Here is an 18,969-nt window from a genome sequence, read left to right as displayed (position 1 = left end):
GCGCACCATCGCGCAGAACCGTCATCACGTCCTGATACTTGAACAAGGCACAAGTCGGGCGAGTGCCCTGCTGGGTGCCGGCGTTGGTCGGGACCCCGAACTGCTTGATGAAGTCACCCTCATAGATGGGTGATTTCAAGCGTTGCTCGCGGCACACCGCATGAATATCCAGGTCAGTACCGCGATACAGGTCAGACACGGCGGAATACGCGGTTGCCAGGTCCAGTGCTGCGCTTTCGTTGCTCATCAGGATCTCCTATCAGTCAGCTGTCGCCTGTGCTTGTCAGTTCTTGCGCACGACGACATCAGGGAATACCAGCGAGACTCGCCAGCGCATGGCGATAACAGTAACGGGGTCGAAAACCTGGGGTCGGCTAACCGGTAACTGCGGGTGCGGCAACGACGAGTCTCTTGTTTTTATTCTTTTTGCACACCAAGATCGCGCGGCTGCGGACCCTCGGAGCTGAAGCGTGGCAGCGGGTCGTTCGGCGCTTTACGTTCGCTCCCCAGCCTGCCAACCTATGGTAAGCGGATGCGTCTGCACGGGTAGTCTGCTTCGTTTGACTCGGGGTCAAACGAAGACACCCAGGAAAATGCTTCAAGGTATAAATAGCCTGGCCAATCCAGGCATGAGGAGTACGAGGTGGCGGTAAAGGCAGCAGAAGGTGGCGAACAGGGCAAACGCAATACGATGAATCGCCTGCTCGCTGCTGCGCGTGTGGAATTCGCTAAAAAAGGCCTGGCCGGTGCGCGCGTGGAAGAAATTGCCCGCGATGCCGGCGTCACCAAGCAACTGGTCTACCACTACTACAACTCCAAGGAGGGGCTGTTTGTCGCGGTACTGGACGAGTCTTCGGACAACATCATGTCCGAGCTGGTCAACCTCAATGTCGAAGAGCTGCCACCCCCCTTGGCGATGCGCACCGTGCTCAATCACTTCTTCGACCAATACCGTTTTGACCCCTTCCTCGGTAGCCTCGCGCTGGAGGGCATTCGCTACCACGATACCCACGAGACACCGCRCAACCATTTTCTGGAAATGGCTCCGACACTGATCGCCAAGCTCGATGCGATTCTGGTGCGGGGGGCTGCCAGTGGTGATTTCCGTGCGGACATCAACCCGCGCCTTTTACTGGCGAGTGCATCGCTGGTGACCACAGGCTGGTTCACCAACCGCTACTCGATGTCTGCACTCGCCGGCCTGGACACCGACTCAGCGCAAGGCATGGCCACCTGGCGCCAGTACTCGGCGGACTTTGTCCTGGCGAGTATTTCGTTGGGTGCAGAAAAAAACGCCGACAGCGTTTAACCGCTTTCGGCGTTTCCAAGACGTATAAAACCTGTGGCGAGGGAGCTTGCTCCCTCGCCAAACAAGCTCAGCGCTCGTGCTAACCGATCCGCATTGGAATCAGTTACCTTTTTTCTGCAGGTACTTGCTCACCCTCTTGGCCGCCAATCGCCCGGCCATACCGTTGACGCCACCGCCCGGATGTATGCCGGCGCTGCCAAAATACAGACCCGCCACCGGCAAGGTATCTCCTCCCAAACCGTACGCAGGGCGCATGGTGCTCGAACGCATCGAGGTGGTGTCGATATGCACCACACAGCCATTCACAGTATTCAAGCGTGCCGTAAAGTCCGGGGCCGCCTCAATGTGCCGGCCAATCACCTGCCCTTCGATCCCCTCGATGTAGTCATACAGCTGTTCTTGCACTTGGTCGGCTACCCGTTCACGCAATGCGTCCCACCCCTCATTGGGGTTCACCGGCATCACCGGCGGATAGATGTACAGCACGTCCTGGCCAGCCGGCGCTTGTGAAGGGTCGGCCGCGCTCGGAGCAGCCACGGTGATATAGGGCAACTTCGGTACTTCACCACGGGCGCAAGCGGCAAAGTTTTCCAGCACGGCTTCTTCGGTGCCGATCAACATCACGGTCTTACGCAGATCCACACCATCGCCGCGTGCTGCAGCAAAACGTGGCAGGGAAATCTGCCCACGCAAGGCCACGTCCACCTTCAGTGGTCCCGAGCCCTTGCCATTGGCGGGCGCCATAGCGATGCGAGTCAGCAGATGTTTAGGGATTTCACCAGGGGTGACCATATCCAGCGCAGGCTTGGGGTGACAGCCAGCAATGACTGCACGAGCTGTAAACTGGCGACCATCAGCCAGTTTCACTCCTTTGATGCGGCCATCTTTGGCAACGATTTCACTGACGCTGGCCGACACCAACACCTGACCGCCCAGTTCTTCCAGACGAGCTCGCATGGCATTGCTCAACTGCTGCATCCCGCCCAACACTCGGCCAACGCCGAATCGGTGGAGAAAACCCAGCAAGGCGTAATAAATCCCACCGCCATCGGCGCTGATATCCCCCGCCAGACCGGTCAGCGCGCACATCGCGGAAATGGTCACCGGATGCTCGAAGCGTTCACGCGCAGCTTGCAGCGCGGACCCCGTCATCAGTGCCATCAGTTCGGGTTTCAAGGCTTTGTGTTTGATCGCGGTGCCAAGCATCTTCAGCTTCACACCCAGGTTGGTCTTCGCCGGGTCGACACGCATCATCGGCAGCGCGATATCGAGGAACATGTCGATGACTTTCATGAACTCAAGAAACGCCTCGGCGTCCTTGCTGCTGAAGCGGCGAATCTCGGCAGCGGTTTTCTCACGATCACGCCAGAAAATCAGCGACTGGCCATCCGGGTGCAGATACACATACCCCGGGGCGAGCTCCACCGATTTGAAACCGTGGCGCTCAAGTCCCAGCTCCGCCGGCACATGGGAATGTACCCGCATCGACATCATATCCAGGGCACAGGGGTGAACCAGGTGCTGCGGTGCTTCGGGTATCAGATAGCCAGACGAAGCCATTCCGCCGACCTTGTCCAACGCTTCAAGCACCAGTACTTTCTTGCCTTCCATACCCAGGTAGCAGCCCGCCGACAAGCCATTGGTGCCACCACCGACCACGATCACATCGTAATCAGTGTTACTCGCATTTTGGTTCGGGTTCATCACAAGCTTCCATGTCGAAGTTCAACCACGGCGGCATGCGGCGGCTGTGGCGAGGAAGATCAGCCTCGGCGCACCGCACAGGGTGCGCCGCGGCAAGCGTTACATGCCGGTGCGGCCCATTTGCGCGAATAGTGCGCGCATCGCCACCAGGGACGGTGTGTGGCTGCTGAAACCGCCGTCGGCGACCAAGGTGGTGCCGGTGACAAAGGAGGATTCATCACTGGCCAGGAAGGCCACGACATCGGCGATCTGCCGTGGCGTGCCAAGCTCGGCAGTGCAGTGGTTGTCGCGCAGAATGTCGAGCAAGGGTTCAGGCATGGCGTGTTCCGAAGGCGCCAGTCCGATCTGCACGGCGTTGCCGCGAATGCCTTGCTTGCCGTACTGCGAGGCCACCATGCGCGGCAGCATCATCAGCCCGGCCTTGGAAGTGGCGTAGCCGGTCAGGGACATATCGCCCTGCATGCCCAGACCCGAGGTGGCGAAGATGATCGAGCCCTTGCCGTGTTCTAGCATGACCGGAATCACATGCTTGGTGCACAGCACCGCACCACGCAGGTTGACGGCGATGGCGCGGTCCCAGGCCTGCATGTCAAGGTTGACGAAATCACGGTCCAACTGACGTTGCTCGGCATTCAGAATCGCCGCGTTGTTGTGCAATATGTCGATACGGCCGAAACGCTCTTTCACCTGGGCGACCATCGCCCGCACAGAGTCCTCCGAGGACACATCGGTGGCAATCGCCAAGGCCTGATGGCCCTCGGCGACCAACGATTGGGCAACGGCTGTTGCCCCCTCGAAATTGATATCGACCACGGCAATACTCGCGCCATGCGATGCCAGAACCCGAGCGCATTCGGCGCCCAGGCCGCCACCGGAGCCGGTAATAATGGCCACTCGTCCTGCCAGTTTTCCTGTACTCATGCCCTTATCCTTTTTGTTTTAGGGGGTGGCGCATTATTCGCCGGTAAAACGCGGTTCGCGCCGTTCGCTGAAGGCCTGGGCCGCTTCGCGGGCGTCCTTGGTCGGGGCCAACAAGGCAAACAGATCAAGTTCCAGGTCCAGGCCTCGTTTGAGATCCATTTCCAGTGCCGCCCGCGCAGCCTGTTTGACAAMGGCCGACGCGGTAGGTGGCTTGCTGGCAATGCGTTTGGCAAAAGCACGCACTTCTTCCACAAGTCTGGCGTTGTCACTGGCCAGTCGACTGACCAGGCCAATGCGCTGCGCTTGCTCGGCGCCCATTCGGTCACCGGTGAGCAACATGTCCAACGCCTGTCCCGGTGCAACCACTCGAGACAGTCGCTGCGTGCCGCCACCACCGGGAATCAATCCCAGACCGGTTTCCGGCAGTGCGAACACGGCATCGGGGGCTGCGAAACGGATATCACACGCTAGCACCAATTCCAGTCCACCGCCCATGCAGTAGCCATGAATGGCGGCGATCACTGGTTTGGTGATGCCGTCCAGGGTTTCGATCCAGCGTACGTTTTCCATACGCTGACGCACTTGCAGGCTGGACTCCGGGCCGCGGCGTTCCTTGATATCGGCACCGGCACAAAAGCCGCGCTCGCCTTCTCCGCGAATCACGATCACGCGAATGTCAGGGTCTTTCTGCAACAGTGCCAGCGCTTGCGGCACGCCTTGGCGAATCTCATCGTTGATGGCATTGATCTGTCCGGGGCGGGTCAGAACGACCCAGCCCACCATGGCATCGCGCTCCACGCGCACCGCATCGTTGATCAGCACGGGAGACTGCAGGTTTTGCGCTGTACTCATGCAGGGCACTCCTCGAACTCGAAGACTTGACCATTGAGTTCTTGTGGATCGATCTTGATCAATGGACGACCGCCCACGGCCTCCGAGGATTCGATCCACTGGAACCGGGTGCCGCGTGCGCGCAGATCTTCCGCTTTGGCGGCCAGATCATTGACACCGATCCGGATGTAATACGGACCCGGACCCCAGTTATTGACGTAGTGACCGGCGTCGGTGTTCCAGTAAGTCGCCTCGAGTACATCGAGGGTCGCACTGTTCGGCACGGTGAACCCCATGCGCGCACGGCGATAGCCTTCGCTGCGGATGTTCTCTACCGGACCGCTTGGTTCCCAATCGAGGTTGGTCGATACCTTGCGCAGGGTTTCGTCGAGGTCGCGTACCAGGAAGCCACGGGCCGTGACGCGCACCATGTCGCCGGGCTTTTGATCGCGCGGTTGCATCGGTGGCAACTGATAGGTTTCCGGCGGCATCTGCAACGGCTCGGTCGGCATGATTTCAATGCACAGACCACCATCCACAGAAGGCTGATAGTAAGGTTGCTCAGGCGTAGCACCCAGCCACAGACGGTCGAACGGCATTTCCGGGGTGCGCTGCGCCATGCGGAACGGCAAGCGTCGACGCATCAGTTTGTCCACCAGCGCGTCGAACTTGTCCCCGTGCAGGGCCAGCACGATGGAGTGCGTAAGCATCGGCCGATGATGACCCTGGAAATCTTTCAGGCTTTCCAGAAAGTCGTGGAACAACGGGTCGCCGGGATTCGGCCGATTCAGGTGCCACTGCGGTTCAATGCGCGTTGGCGACACCGCCAGGGATTTGTGTACACGCAGAAAATGCGCGATGTACGGGTGATTATCGAACGCCTGGCGCCAGCGTTCGTGTTTGTAGATCCCGAGCTTGTCGACCAACATTTCCGTCATGCCGTCCGGGTCCGGGACCATCATGTCGGCACTCATCAATAACTCGAACATTATTATCTCCTTGCAATTGCCAGCCAGGGCCTGTGCCTGGCTATTAGTCAGCGGGCACGCCGGGGTAAGGCGAGCTCAGTCAATGAGTGGGTCGATGCGCCGGTTACCGGTTTACGCGGTTCCTGCTGTGCGCGGGCGTCTTCGAGGTCGAGGGTCACTCCAGCCTTGGAGTTGCCCTTGGGGTTAAGCAGGTAATGCGACAGAGCCGGGATCAACACCAGCGCGCCAAGCATGTTCCACAGGAACATGAAGGTCAGCAGAATGCCCATGTCGGCCTGGAACTTGATTGGCGACCAGGCCCAGGTAATCACCCCGGCGGCCATGGTCAGGCCCACGAGTGCGACGACGCGACCGGTAAAGTCCAGCGAGCGACGATAGGCCACCGCCAGGCTGCCACCGCGTTCCTGCACCGCCAGTTGCACACTGAGCAGATACAGTGCGTAGTCCACACCGACACCGACACCCACGGCGATGACCGGCAAGGTGGCCACCTTGAGGCCAATTCCCAGCCAGACCATCAGCGCCTTGCAGATAATCGTGGTCATCAGCAGCGGAATCAGCGCCACCAGGGTTGCGCGCCAGCTGCGGAAGGTCAGCAGGCAGAGCAACGCCGTGGCGCCGTACACCGCCAGGTACATCGTGATGATGCCCTTCTCTACCTCGATATTGGTGGCGGCCTCGATGCCGGCATTACCCGCAGCCAACAGGAATTCAACCGGCTGTTCAGCACCAGCGGCGGTGTTGTTTTGCTTGGCGAATTCTTCGGAGACTTTCAACACCCGGCTCAGGGTGTCAGCCTTGTGGTCGGCCAGGTAGGCGATAATCGGGGTCACGGAGCATTGCTGGTTGGTGATCCCGGGAGCGGAGATCATTGCCGCGTCCACCGCCGAGTTGGTGATCGCCTGGTCACGGCTGATGCTCAGCCATTTCGGGCTGCCTTCGGCCATGCCGGAACTGATCATGCGCACGGTTTCGGCCAGCGACTGGGTGGTTTGTACACCGGCTGTCTGACGCAGGTGCCACGCCAGTTTGTCCATGCTTTGCAGCGATTGGTACAGACGGCAGCTGTCTTCATTGGTCTTCACGATGACCACGAACTGGTCACTGGAGAGACCGTAATGACCGGTGATGTAGGCGTTGTCGCGGTTATAGCGCGAATCCGCACGCAACTCCGGTGCACCGGGGTCCAGGTCGCCCACCTTCAGATGCATCATCACCACACTGCAACCCAGGGTCACCAGCAGCGACAAAGCGATGACCGCTGTGGCCCACGGACGTTCGGTGAAGCGGTCAAGACTGTGCCAGAGGTGCCCGAGCAGACCACGATTGGCTTCGCCGGCCTGGTCTTTGGCGATGGCATAACGCGCGGCTTTTTTACTGACACCGAGGTACGACAGCGCTACCGGAATCAACAACAGCTTGGTGAAAATCAGCACGGCGACACCGATGCTGGTGGTCAGGGCCAGGTCGCGGATCACCGGAATATCAATGATCACCAGCACGGCAAACCCGACAATATTGGTCAGCAGTGCGGTAAGGCCGGTCAGGAACAAACGACGGAAGGTATAGCGCGCAGCTACGTATTTATGGGTGCCACGGCCAATGTCCTGAAGGATGCCGTTCATCTTCTGTGTGCCATGGGAAATGCCGATGGCAAAAATCAGGAACGGCACCAGAATCGAATACGGGTCCAGATCGTAGCCAAGGATTTGCATCAACCCCAGCAGCCACACCACGCCCGCCACGGCAACGCTCACCAGCAATAACGTGCTGCGCAGGCAGCGGGTATAGAAATAGACGAACAACCCGGCGATCACCACCGACGCGCCGAAGAACAACATCACCGAATACAGGCCGTCGATCAGGTCGCCTACCAGCTTGCTGAAACCGACAATGTGAATGCCCACCTTGTCGCTTTCCAGCGAGCGAATCTGCGCTTCCAGTTGCTTGGAAAAATCACCGTAGTCCAGTGGTTTGCCAGTCTGCGGATTGGTGTCGAGCAACGGCGCTACGATCATGCTCGACTGGCTGTCGTTGGCCACCAGGTTGCCGACAATGCCAGCGCGCATAATGTTGCGGCGCAAGGCTTTGATCGATTTTTCGCTGCCGTCGTAATCCGATGGCATCACTGCACCGCCATCAATGCCCTCCTCCGTCACTTCTTTCCAGCGAACGATGGGCATCCACAACGACTTCATCCAGGAACGGTCGATACCCGGGATCAGGTACAGGGTGTCGTTGACTTTCTGCAGCGCCAGCAAGTAGTCGGCGTCGTAGATGTCACCGCTCTTGTTTTCCACCACCACGCGAATGCTGTTACCCAACCCGGGAAGCTGGTCTTTATAGGCCAGGTAATTCTTGATGTAGGGGCTGGAGCTGGGAATCATTTTCTCGAAGCTGGCATTCACTTGCAGCCGTGTAGCAAAGAAGCCCAACACCACCGTGGCGAGCAAGCAGGCAACGACGACCACCATGCGATGACGGAAAATCACCCGTTCAAACCAGCCCCCGGAGTTCTTGTCAAAGTCCTCCAGGTTGGCGATCACTGGCATCCCGCTGTTGAATTTTTGCTCGACCATTTTTTCTTTCTCGTAGGGGAATCGTGCCGACGGCGTCAGTTGGCCTGGGCGATATCGATGACCTTGGCGCCGCTAAAGCGCGTGACAACCAGGCTCCCAGCCTGATTGGTGGCACTGGCTGCATACACCTCACCCATTCGCGCATCCGCCAGCGGGGTGACCTGCAAACTCTGCCGATCGACGCTGACCAATTGCCCGCCCTGACTCACGACGATCAAGGCGTTGCCCTGCTCGACGATGCTGATCAGGCTGCTATTGAGGTTGGTTTCCACAGGCTGCCATTGCTGGCCGTCATCACGGCTGGCGAACAGATTGCCGCGCAATCCGTAGGCAAGCAGCAGATGATCGAAGGCGCGGACACCGAAGTAGGTGCCGGTGTAAGGCGTGTCGATTTTCACGAATCGTTGTTGCTGAGTGTCCAGGCGCAGCAGCAGACCTTGTTCGCCGCTGATGTAAAAGGTACCCGCATGCTCCGCCAGCCCATACAGGTGCATGCGTCGCTCGTTGTCACTGCGTTCGAGCCACGGCTCCCAGTTCTGGCCGTTGTCAGTGCTGTGCAACAACAGGCCAAAGGCACCCACGGCGAAGCCGTTGCCCTGCGCATCGAACATCACATCCAGAAAAGGTGCGGCCAATACGTCCGGGGTCGCCGAGGTACTGGCGGCCATTGCAACTTCCTTGAGTACCAGGGCTGCAGATTCATCGCCTTTTTCGGCCCGCGGGCCGTAATAGCCATTGAGCAATGTCAACAGGCGGCGCCCATCGAGTTGCACCTGCCAGTTGCGACCACCATCGGTGGTGTGCAGCACCAGCGCGTCGTGACCGACGATCCAGCCGTTGTGTTCATCGCGAAACCGTACCTGCACCAGATCGCTGGAAACCGGACTGTCGACCTGTTGCCAGGTTTTCCCGCCATCGGTGGAGCGCTGGATCAGCCCGTGCAAGCCGACACTGATCATTGCATCTCCGGCCTTGGCAACGGACAGCAAGGGTACAGGCAGGTGTTCGTCGACCTTCAACGCCGGTACGTCCAGCGAATCAGTGGAAGACATGACGGCGCTATAGGCAGGCGCCGTCATCCCTGCATTCACGCCGACGGCCAGCGCAACAGCAAGCAGTAGACGAGATTTGGAAAGAACAAGAGAAGCAGGGCAAGGGTTAGTCATTATTTTTATTCCTCAACCATCCCGCGTGGCAAAATCCACCTGTTCTACCCGTCAGGTTCGATGCGCAAACCGGCGGGCAGAACAGGCGATACACATCAGCGCTGGGTAACTCGGGCCACAATGGCTTCAGGATTCATGTCCCGCTCGGAAAGCGGTTTGTCGATGAACTTGTAACCCCCTTTCAGCCCATCGTTGAGCAACGCGTACATGCCTTTGTTGAAGTCATAAACGACGTTCTTCACGTTGTAAGGAATGTTCTTGTCATAGAGCTGTACGCCACTGAGGAAGATCGAGCGATACAACGCGCCGCTCTTGTCCCAGGCGTCATACAGACCAACGCCGAAGGTGTCTTCATCCAGGTAATAGGTGCGCTTGCTGTAGACGTGGCGCATGCCCGGCTTCAGGTTCGCCTCCACGACCCACACCCGATGCAGCTCCCAGCGCTCGTTGGCCGGGTTGGCGTGGTGCGGCATGAACTGATCTTCCTGCTTGGTCCCGAAGTAGAACTTGTAGGCGTTGTACGGGATGTACATCTCTTTGCGGCCGACCAGTTTGTAGTCGAAGCGGTCCTGGCTGCCGGAGAACATTTGCAGTTCATCAAACAGCGTCACACCGCCCTGACTGGCCACGGGTGTATCGAAGGCAAATTCCGGCGCCAGCTTGACTCGACGCTGACCCGGGGAGTAGCTGAACGAGCGACGGGCTTTGGCCAGAGGATCGAGGAAGTCGGTCAGCACCACAACTTCACCGGAACGACGCGCCGGATAGTCATTGCGCGAGAACACCCGGGCATACATCAGCGGATCTCGGTCCGCCTGGGTAACTTGGTAGTACGGCGTTTCTTCGAAGGTCGCCTGTTCGGCGGTCTTGGTGATCGAACCATTGGCATCGATAACCCAACTGTTCGAAGACGAGGTGGTCGAGTAGCCGGTGCCGATCTTGTAGCGCACCTGCTGGTTCCACATCACTTCGTTGCCGTTCTTTGGAATCGGGAACGGCAAGCCACCACGGCAGGACGGGTCGACCGCCAGGCCATCTTTCTGAATCTGGCAACTGCTGGCATTGCGCACGGTGGCGTCAAGCACTGCCTGGGGATAGGCGGTGGTGCGGTGGCTTGGATAAATGTCGATGTAATACGTCGGGTACTTCTTGATCAGGGTCTTTTGCCCTTCACTGAGCTTGTCCGCGTATTGGTCGACGTTTTTGGCATCGATGCGAAACAGTGGTTTTTCATCCTTGAACGGGTCGACCCAGAACCCGCTATCGGGTACGAAGCCAGCCGGTGCCTTGGTCAGGCCGCCGTCATAGGCTGGGATGGTGCCCTCAGCGTTGCCCGCCTTGATCGCACCGAACGAGGTGAGGCTTTTGCCCAGATCCGAGGCGTCACCGCCTGCCGCCAGGGTGTAGGTCGCCATGCTCATCAGGGCAATGGATAAAGCAAGTTGTCGTTTCATGAACACGTTCTCCGATTCTTATTGGATTTGTCAGAAGGAGGTTTTGAAGGTAAATGCCAGCCAACCACGGTCAGTGCTACCAACGCCGCCGTTGCCGGAGACGGTGCCATTGTTCAGGGTTTTGGTTTGGGCATCGGTATCGGCATAACGCAGGCCGAACTCATACAGCTGGGCGTAGGTCAGTTTGACGCCGACAGAGTACGACAAAGCGCCTTCGGAACCACCGCCGGCCGAGGCAGCATTGCCGTCCAGACCATAATTGACTGTCAGCGGAACGTCCATATCCCAGGAAGGGAAGATTGAAATGTACTGCGGGGTGTAGTTGACAGCGACTGCGGAGTAGTTTCTCGTCGAGCAGCCGTCGGACTCATTACCGGAACCGGCAATGCGTGGTGTGTTGCCATTGACGCAACCGACCTCGCCCACGCCTTTGTACAACTCTTCGTGCTCGGTTACCCGGTCCAGATGGCTGTAAGCGATTTCACCGACCAACGTGGCGTTATTCGAAATGAAGTTGCGCGGTACGCCGTAAACGGCGTTGGCGATAAAGTGGATCGTGTCGCCACGAGGACCTTCTTCATCCAGTGGATCGACACCGGTGGCGTTCAACGCGCCGTTCATGCGATAGGACAAATCCGAACCCACCGCCACGGTATTGAAGACGCGGGCGAAGCTCAGACCCGCCAGCTTCACACCTCGCGGGTAGACCACTCGATAAGTGCCCAACGCGGCTTTGACTTCCGGGGCCAACCAAGGCTGGTAGTCGTCGAACTGACGGTAGTAGGCGCCAAAGGTCGATTCGATTTCTTCGACGTTGAGTTTGCCCATCACGCCCCAGTTCTTGCCATCACGCCCGAAGCTCGAATTCTGGCGAGTCAGTGTTGCGCCGTTGGCAGCCACCGGCAATCGGTCCGGGCCTTCGAACAATGGATCCGCTGCACCGAAATAAGTGCCACCGTAAGGAATCCGGGTAGGTTGCCATTCATAGAAGTACTGAGCGGCAAGCGAAAGGTGATCGGTCACCTGAGCCTTAGCAGAGATTTGACCGACCGGCAGGAACACTTCCTTGGTTTCGATACCCGGGCTGGTGGCGGCTTTTACGCCATCACTTGGGGCCTGGGAATAAGACACGGCATGCGCGCCGAAGAGCAGACTCTCACCCCAGTAGTTGGTGTGGCGGCCGGCTTTCACGTTGACCGGAATCTCGCCGATGTTGAAGTTGCGCCACAAGAACGCGTCGAGAATTTCGCCTGAAGGACCGTTCGTGTAACGATCCACTTGATTGCTGTATTTGCTGTTGAAGTAGCTGGTCGCGAAGCCAGGAACGTTACTGCGAACCTTGTCGTCATCGTAGGCATTGTCATACCAGCCAGCAGCGCTGAGTCGTGCACCCCAATCGTTGAGGTAGGAAAAATCGAACTCACTCAACACATCGAGGCGATTTGTCACAATATCGTTTCTGTTGAACTTCCCGTCCGACTCGTCGAAGTTCACCGTTCTCATGATGTTGTTGTCTTGCTTGTCGGTCCGCATACCCAAGTTGTAACGGACTGTATTGTCCCAACGCACGCGGTAGTCTGGGTTCGACATGTCGAACGAAGCCGCCATCAAACCCTGTGCACTGCCAACCATCAACAGTGTCAGAGCACCTTGAGTCAGCACCCGCCGACCCTGTTTGGTCTTCTGTTTCATACACACTACCTTTTATTTTTATTTTCTGACGTTAAGTGCGTTCAACCAGTCATTCCAGCGATCTGCGAAACCCCACAGGATCGATGCAAGTCCCGCTTGGACAGTCCGCTCGAGAGGCCTGGCACGCTCCAGGACCACTTTCCCCTTCAGCTGAAGCCACCGTAACGGATTGGAATCTAAAATTCCACATAAAGATTGCAGTTCTCTATTCAGAATTTTTACCGCAAATCCTTGGAACCCGGCGTCAGATAGAGACGTCGGCAGGAGCAATACTGCACACAAAACACATAAACGTTCAAATAATCTTTGACGATTTTCTTCTTTGGGCTTTCAATAGCCCCGGCACACCCACTGAATACAGGGGTTTGGCAGGAAAAACGACACATGAACCGGCAGAAAAAAAACAAGAGGAGCCACCATGAACATTGATTTGAGTGCAAAGCGAGTAATCATCACGGGCGCGTCCCGAGGCATCGGTCTGGCAATCGCCCGGGCTTTCGCGGCGGAAGGGGCTCGAGTAGCGATTTGCGCACGCAGTGAAGCAGCTGTCCGCGAAGTCGGCGCACAACTCGCGGAACACGCCCAAGCGGTCATTGCCCGGGCTGTTGATGTAACCGACAGCGAAGGGGTGAAAGCTTTCGTCGCTGAAGTTGCACACGCCTGGGGTGGTGTCGATGTGCTGGTGAACAATGCGGGTCAAGGACGTAGCGGCAATATCGATACCCTGACCCCGGAAGCCATCCTCGAACATGCCAACATCCTGCAGATGGGGCATTTCCGATTCGTCCAGGCCGTAGTGCCGTTCATGCGTGAACAGCGTTGGGGGCGAATCATCGAAATCAACGCCCTGGCCGGCGCGATTCCGACACCTGACGGTATTCCTTCGGTGATCAACCGTGCGTCGTGCATCGCCCTCTCCCGCTCGCTGGGCATGTCCCTGCCCAAGGACAATATCCTGGTCAACAGCCTGAACATGGGCTGGATCGATACCGGCCAGTGGGATCGTCACTACAAAGAGATGGGGCCGGGCGTCACTCGCGAAGAGTTCGACGCCATGGTGATGAAAGTCGTGCCGCTCGGACGCTACGGCAAGCCTGAAGACGTGGCGGGCATGGCGCTGTTCCTGGCCAGCGAATACGCCAGCTTCATCAGCGCGGCCTCGATCGACATCGCCGGGGGCATGGGTGGCCAGATTGCTTACTTCCCGACACTCAAGCGCGATTTTGCCGCAGCCATTGCCGCACGCAACGCTGCCAGCGAGTAACACACGCACGCAGCCGAGCATTCACTGATCGCCGCGAAAGCGGCGTAGGTCCCGGTGCGCTCCGCGCACCCTCAACTTTGGCGCACCTGTGATGAATCTGCTGCTACCTGTCCTTGCCACATTGATCTGGGCTGCCAGTACGGTGGTCAACCGCCTGTCGGTTGGAGTGATCGACCCTGCGGCCATTTCCTTCTACCGCTGGCTGACTGCATTACTGGTGTTGTCGCCAGTGTTGTTGCCCAGGGTATGGCGCTTGCGCCGCCAGATACGCCCACATTTACTCAAATTGTGGCTGCTGGGTTTGCTCGGCATGTCGCTTTACCAGTCGTTGGCGTATTTTGCGGCGCACACTGTCAGCGCCACCTCCATGGGCCTGATTCTGGCGACCATGCCACTACTCACGGTGCTGCTGGCCTTTCCGATACTCAATACCCGACCGACGGCAACGTTGCTGGTCGGCGCCCTGATTTCGTTTGCCGGCCTGACCTGGTTGCTGGCAGCAGGCGACTTGCCCTCGCTCTGGCAGCATGGAGTCGGCCAAGGTGAACTGATGATGTTGCTGGCATCGCTGTCATACGCGCTGTACTGCGTGCTGGTGAAGCGCTGGCAGATTCCCCTGCCAACCTGGGAAAGCCTGTACGTGCAAATTATCTGCGGCACCCTGCTGCTGGTGCCGCCTTTCGTGCTGGCACCATCGATAGCCCTGACGTCAAAGAACATCCCGCTGGTGCTATTCGCTGGCCTATTCGCCTCGGCACTGGCACCAGGATTATGGATGCGCGGCCTGCAAACCCTCGGCGCAGAAAAAACCGCCGTGCTGATGAACCTGGTGCCTTTGTTTACCGCAGTGTTGGCGATTGTGCTGCTCGGGGAAACATTGCACCTGTACCACGCAGTGGGCGGCGGGTTGATTTTGCTGGGGATTGGATTGGCACAATGGAAACCCGCCCGGGTGTTGGCCCGGGCTGCGACCTAGGCGACCAGCAAGGTATCTCGCAACGTCTGCAAGCGCGCTGTGCTCAAACCACTGAAGCGCTGCAGATAGCGATCCAGCCCACCATACTCGGCCTCGATCACCGCATAAGCGGCATTCAAATATTCCGGCCGGGCATCCACTACCGCGTCGAACGCCGCTTCGTTGACCGGCCGACCCACCATCCGGCTCACCGCATGACTCATCGCGTCCTGACGCTCTGCACTCAACTGATTGAAACGCCGTGCCGAACGCAAATAGTCGGTCATGATGTGTTCAGGCGCGACACCCAGTGCGTGCAACAGCAGCATGACCGCCACGCCGGTGCGGTCCTTGCCCGCCGTGCAGTGAATCAGTACCGATCCATTTTCTTCAGAAAATACCCGAAATAACTCTGGCAACAGCGGCGCCAACATTCCCGGCAGTCGCCGGTAAACCTCCAGCATCATGCCCCGTGCGGCCTCCGCCTCCGGGTTCTCCGCCAGCATGGCGGCAATACGTGGATCGGCACGGACATCGCCGATGACCTCCAGGTGAAGTTCCCGAATTGCACTATCTGGCAAGCGGTTTGGGTAACGTTCACGCTCGCCCGCGCTGCGTAAATCGCAAACGGTCTGCAACCCCAGGCGCTGAAGTGCCTGCCAGTCCTCACCCGTCAAGCCATGCAGCTGGTCTGCACGCAATAGAACATCGCCGCCAATGCGGCGACCACAACGGGTGGGCATACCCTTCAAGCTGCGAAAGTTATCCGCGCCTTGCAGACGAAAATCCTCCTGACTGGCCATGCTCAACTCTCCAATAAGTGTTGATACGCTTGCGTCAATGGCCGTGCGCCCTGCCCCAATATCGGTGTGCGGCGTGGCTTACGGCCGTGGGTCAACAAGCGCACGGTATCAAAATCTTCTGCGGCGGCGAAAAACCGTTCCACCATTGGCAGTCCGGCCTGCCCCCAATCATCCATGTTCGACATCCAGGTCTGCATCCCCCAAACCGGCCAACGTCGTAATTGCTCCCAGGCCGCGTCCTGTCCCAGCACGCCTTCGGCTCCCAGGCTGATCAATTTTTCCCGGTAAACACCCAGCAAGCGCTGCGCATCAGCGCGGCGTTCCTCCACGGTCATCGCGCCGAACATGAAATACGCGACGTCGCGCCATGGCCGGCCACGCCGGGCCAGTTGCCAATCCAGCCAGATACGTTGACCGTCACTGCGCAAGAAACTATTTCCCTGATGGGAATCACCATGGATCAAACAACAGGGTGAAGTCTGCTCCAGTTCAAAAGCTGCCAATTCATCGAACGCATGGCTAAACAACTCCGGCGTCTCGTACATCCATTTTGGCAGCAGTTGCTGATACTCGGGTTTACGCAGATTGACCTTGATGTAGTTGTACATGCGCAGCAGACCGTCGCTGTCCACCGGGTTGGCCATCGACACCGGCAACCAACTCTGTTCCTGCAACTGCGGACTGTTCCAGGTAGCAGCATGTACCGTCGCCAGTGACTCGAGCCCCTGAGCAACACCGTCCACACCCAGGTGATCGGTGCTATGACCAAATTGCCCGGCAGCCAGGCCGAGGTCTTCCATCATCACCACACCTCGACCACCACCATCGGCATCCCAGTCGGTGAAAAAAGTGGTGGGCAATGGCGCGTCGGACCAGCCGCGCGCCAGATGATACAGGCGCGCTTCCAGCTCACAGATATCGCCGCTCTCGAAACCCTCGGACCAGTTCGACTTCAGGCACACATGCGCAGGAATGCCCGCGCGCTGTCCGACCTCGTTCAACTCAAGCCTGGCGCGGAATTTGGTGGTGTGCCCGTTACGGACCTCCACCGCTGTCAACGCCAGGACCTCAATGCCTGGATAACGCGGCTGCAATAGCTGCGTGAGCCAGGCTGTGGTGATCTCACTCAGTTGCCGAGGCAATCGCCCAGTGCGCTGCGGGTATGGCCGCCCGGCGGCCATGTCCAGCAGGCTGTCCGTCACGGCGTCAGCACCCGCCCAGCGTTGCTCGGAACCTTCAGCTTGAGCAGTTCGATCGCGTTACCGCTACGGATCCGTTCACGATCTTGAGTGGACAACCCCAGGCCTTCGGTCAGATCGCCATGGTCATAGGCGCCACCAAAGTTGGTGCCGTACAACAGACGATCCACCCCCACCACCTCGGCGACACCACGACGCAAGCCGGGCGCATGCACGTCCAGGTCGAAGTAGAAGTTCTGCATGTAATCCATCAACGGGCGCTGGTTGCGTGAGTCCGGTGCCATGGCCCGGTTGAGCTCACTCAGGCGGCCCAACTGGAAAACCGCCATGCCGCCGGCATGGGTGATGTAGGTTTTCAGGGTCGGGAATACATCCAGTGCGCCKCCACAGATCAGGTACCAGAAAAACAGCGTTTCATCGACGCAATCACCCACGATGGAAGTGGTTTCGAACTTGTCGTCAGTGTGTTTTTCGCCCCAATAAATCGACTGGTTGAAGCCGTGCACCATGATCGGCACGTCCAGCTGAACGAGCTTTTCCCAGACAGGGAACAAGCGTTCATCGTGAGCTTCCAGGCCATTGAAATTGGCCCCACCTACGCACACGCCCTTGGCCCCTAACTGAGTCACGGCGCGTTCGATTTCTTTGGCCGCGTTCAGCGGATCTGCGAGGTTGGCGTGGCACCAGAAATCGAAGTGGTCGGGATCGGCCCGGCAGAATGCCGACAACTCGTCGTTGCAGATGCGCGCGTATTCGTTGGCGAAATCACCCGCCCAATACATGAAACAGTGGGACGGGGTGGACATTACCAGTTTGTCGACACCCCGTTCGGCCATCAGCTTTCGACGGCTGGCGTGGGTCATGCGCGCGACGATATTGGCCTGCGCTTCGGCATCCGTAGCTGCTTTGGCTGGCTGCTTGGTACCGAGGGAAAAATGCCCCACGGTCAGCCCCTGTACTTTCATGAACGGCCCCCAGAACTCGTGGCGGTTCAGCATGCCCTCAGTGAGCAAGTGGGCGTGGACATCAATCAGCATGGCGTTCTCCTTGTTGTAATAAGCCAGCAGACCGAACGACCGATTGCCGGGGCGTTCGGATTGAAATGAGGGATAAATACCGCGAAAACAATATAAACACATTTTCAATTAGTGTTCAGTTAATTATCAAAATAAAACGTTCCCTGAACACTGAAAAACCATCGCAGTCTGGAAAGTAGCCCAAAAAAAAGCGGCCCCCTCAGGCCGCCAAAGCGTGCTCACTCGATGCAATCAGCGTTGCGTTTCCTGGGAAACGATCGACTCCGGTTTCATGTCGCGCTCGGACAAGGGTTCGTCATGCACCCGGTAGCCACCCTTCAAGCCATCGTTAAGCAACGACCACATACCTTTGTTGAAGTCGTAACTGACGTTTTTCACTGTGTACGGCAGTTTTTTGTCATACAACTGCACGCCACTCTGGAACAGCGCGCGGTACAGCACCCCGCCCTGGTCCCACGCGTCATACAGACCGGCACCAAAAGTGTCTTCGTCCAGGTAGTAAGTGCGCTTGCTGTAGACATGGCGTTTGCCCGGTTTCAGTGTCGCTTCCACTACCCACACCCGGTGCAGTTCCCAGCGCTCGCAGGCCGGGTTGGCGTGGTGCGACTGGAATTGCTCTTCCTGACCGCAGCTGAAATAGAACTTGTAGGCGTTGTAGGGAATGTACATTTCCTTGCGGCCGACCAGCTTGTAATCGAAGCGGTCCTGGCTGCCGGAGAACATCTGCAACTCGTCGAACAGGTTCACCCCACCCTGGTTGGGTACCGGCGTGTCATAGGAGAACTCCGGCGCCAGCTTGATGCGGCGCATGCCTGGGGTGTAGCTCCACGCGCGGCGCGGCTGGACTTGCGGGTCGAGGTAGTCGGCGAGGATGATCAGTTGCCCGGCGCTGCGAGCCGGGTAGCTGTCCAGCGCCCAGGCGCGGTAGTACAACTGTGGGTCTCGATCAGCCTGTTTGACCTGGTAGTACGGGGCCTCTTCCATGGTGGCGGACTCTGCGGTCTTGGTCACAGAGCCCCGGGAATCTACCACCCAACTATTGGACGATGGCGTGGTGGTGTAACCC

The 18,969-nt window shown here is 58.4% G+C and carries 15 protein-coding genes and 1 pseudogene; 3 read left to right on the top strand and 13 right to left on the bottom strand.

The window, feature by feature from the left end; all coding sequences use genetic code 11:
* Positions 1-247 (bottom strand): annotated as a pseudogene (locus tag AC1DSG_RS14720) (cytochrome P450); the annotation flags it as partial.
* Positions 248-643: 396 nt separating this feature from the next.
* On the opposite strand from AC1DSG_RS14720, the gene AC1DSG_RS14715 reads away from it, so the two are divergent.
* Complete coding sequence (locus AC1DSG_RS14715; RefSeq protein WP_477791537.1) at positions 644-1,309, top strand: TetR/AcrR family transcriptional regulator; 666 nt, start codon at positions 644-646, stop codon at positions 1,307-1,309.
* A gap of 99 nt (positions 1,310-1,408) precedes the next feature.
* Here the strand turns inward: AC1DSG_RS14715 and AC1DSG_RS14710 are convergent, their stop codons facing one another.
* The 8 genes from AC1DSG_RS14710 to AC1DSG_RS14675 all read right to left on the bottom strand — a co-directional run bounded on the left by AC1DSG_RS14710 (position 1,409) and on the right by AC1DSG_RS14675 (position 12,645).
* Positions 1,409-3,013 (bottom strand): phytoene desaturase family protein, encoded by a 1,605-nt coding sequence (locus AC1DSG_RS14710; RefSeq protein ID WP_477791536.1) that lies wholly within the window; start codon positions 3,011-3,013, stop codon positions 1,409-1,411.
* A 99-nt stretch (positions 3,014-3,112) separates the two neighbouring features.
* Positions 3,113-3,934 (bottom strand): SDR family NAD(P)-dependent oxidoreductase, encoded by an 822-nt coding sequence (locus tag AC1DSG_RS14705; RefSeq protein ID WP_477791535.1) that lies wholly within the window; start codon positions 3,932-3,934, stop codon positions 3,113-3,115.
* A 33-nt stretch (positions 3,935-3,967) separates the two neighbouring features.
* The gene (locus AC1DSG_RS14700; RefSeq protein WP_477791534.1) at positions 3,968-4,786 is read right to left on the bottom strand and encodes an enoyl-CoA hydratase/isomerase family protein; all 819 of its coding nucleotides are present in this window, start codon (positions 4,784-4,786) and stop codon (positions 3,968-3,970) included.
* Positions 4,783-5,754 (bottom strand): VOC family protein, encoded by a 972-nt coding sequence (locus AC1DSG_RS14695; protein ID WP_477791533.1) that lies wholly within the window; start codon positions 5,752-5,754, stop codon positions 4,783-4,785. The genes AC1DSG_RS14700 and AC1DSG_RS14695 overlap by 4 nt, the downstream gene beginning before the upstream one ends.
* Before the next feature lie 47 nt (positions 5,755-5,801).
* Positions 5,802-8,333 (bottom strand): efflux RND transporter permease subunit, encoded by a 2,532-nt coding sequence (locus AC1DSG_RS14690; RefSeq protein WP_477791532.1) that lies wholly within the window; start codon positions 8,331-8,333, stop codon positions 5,802-5,804.
* Positions 8,334-8,368: 35 nt separating this feature from the next.
* Complete coding sequence (locus AC1DSG_RS14685) at positions 8,369-9,499, bottom strand: YCF48-related protein (protein WP_477791531.1); 1,131 nt, start codon at positions 9,497-9,499, stop codon at positions 8,369-8,371.
* Between the two features lie 95 nt (positions 9,500-9,594).
* Entirely contained in the window at positions 9,595-10,953 is a 1,359-nt protein-coding gene (locus tag AC1DSG_RS14680) for a DUF1329 domain-containing protein (RefSeq protein WP_477791530.1), read from the bottom strand.
* Positions 10,954-10,983: 30 nt separating this feature from the next.
* Positions 10,984-12,645, bottom strand: a complete 1,662-nt coding sequence (locus tag AC1DSG_RS14675) for a DUF1302 domain-containing protein (protein ID WP_477791529.1) — start codon at positions 12,643-12,645, stop codon at positions 10,984-10,986.
* A gap of 418 nt (positions 12,646-13,063) precedes the next feature.
* On the opposite strand from AC1DSG_RS14675, the gene AC1DSG_RS14670 reads away from it, so the two are divergent.
* A complete protein-coding gene (locus AC1DSG_RS14670; RefSeq protein ID WP_007942538.1) occupies positions 13,064-13,909 on the top strand; it encodes an SDR family oxidoreductase in 846 nt (281 codons plus the stop codon).
* Between the two features lie 91 nt (positions 13,910-14,000).
* Positions 14,001-14,885: a DMT family transporter gene (locus AC1DSG_RS14665; protein WP_477791528.1), complete on the top strand. Its 885-nt coding sequence runs from the start codon at positions 14,001-14,003 to the stop codon at positions 14,883-14,885.
* On the opposite strand, the gene AC1DSG_RS14660 is transcribed toward AC1DSG_RS14665, so the two are convergent.
* The 4 genes from AC1DSG_RS14660 to AC1DSG_RS14645 all read right to left on the bottom strand — a co-directional run.
* Positions 14,882-15,667 carry a tyrosine-protein phosphatase gene (locus AC1DSG_RS14660; RefSeq protein ID WP_477791527.1) on the bottom strand — a complete coding sequence of 262 codons (786 nt, stop codon included), beginning with the start codon at positions 15,665-15,667 and terminating at the stop codon, positions 14,882-14,884. The genes AC1DSG_RS14665 and AC1DSG_RS14660 overlap by 4 nt on opposite strands.
* Positions 15,668-15,669: 2 nt before the next feature.
* Positions 15,670-16,869, bottom strand: a complete 1,200-nt coding sequence (locus AC1DSG_RS14655; RefSeq protein WP_477791526.1) for a phosphotransferase — start codon at positions 16,867-16,869, stop codon at positions 15,670-15,672.
* On the bottom strand, positions 16,866-17,903 hold the full coding sequence (locus tag AC1DSG_RS14650) for an amidohydrolase family protein (protein ID WP_477791525.1): 1,038 nt from the start codon (positions 17,901-17,903) through the stop codon (positions 16,866-16,868). The genes AC1DSG_RS14655 and AC1DSG_RS14650 overlap by 4 nt, the downstream gene beginning before the upstream one ends.
* 231 nt (positions 17,904-18,134) lie before the next feature.
* A partial coding sequence (locus AC1DSG_RS14645; RefSeq protein ID WP_477791524.1) for a DUF1329 domain-containing protein occupies positions 18,135-18,969 on the bottom strand: 835 nt, incomplete at its 5' end.

This window comes from Pseudomonas sp. P5_A12 (genome assembly GCF_056400685.1).
The sequence above is the reverse complement of the archived record's forward strand: the minus strand, read 5'-3'. Positions and strand labels throughout refer to the sequence as shown.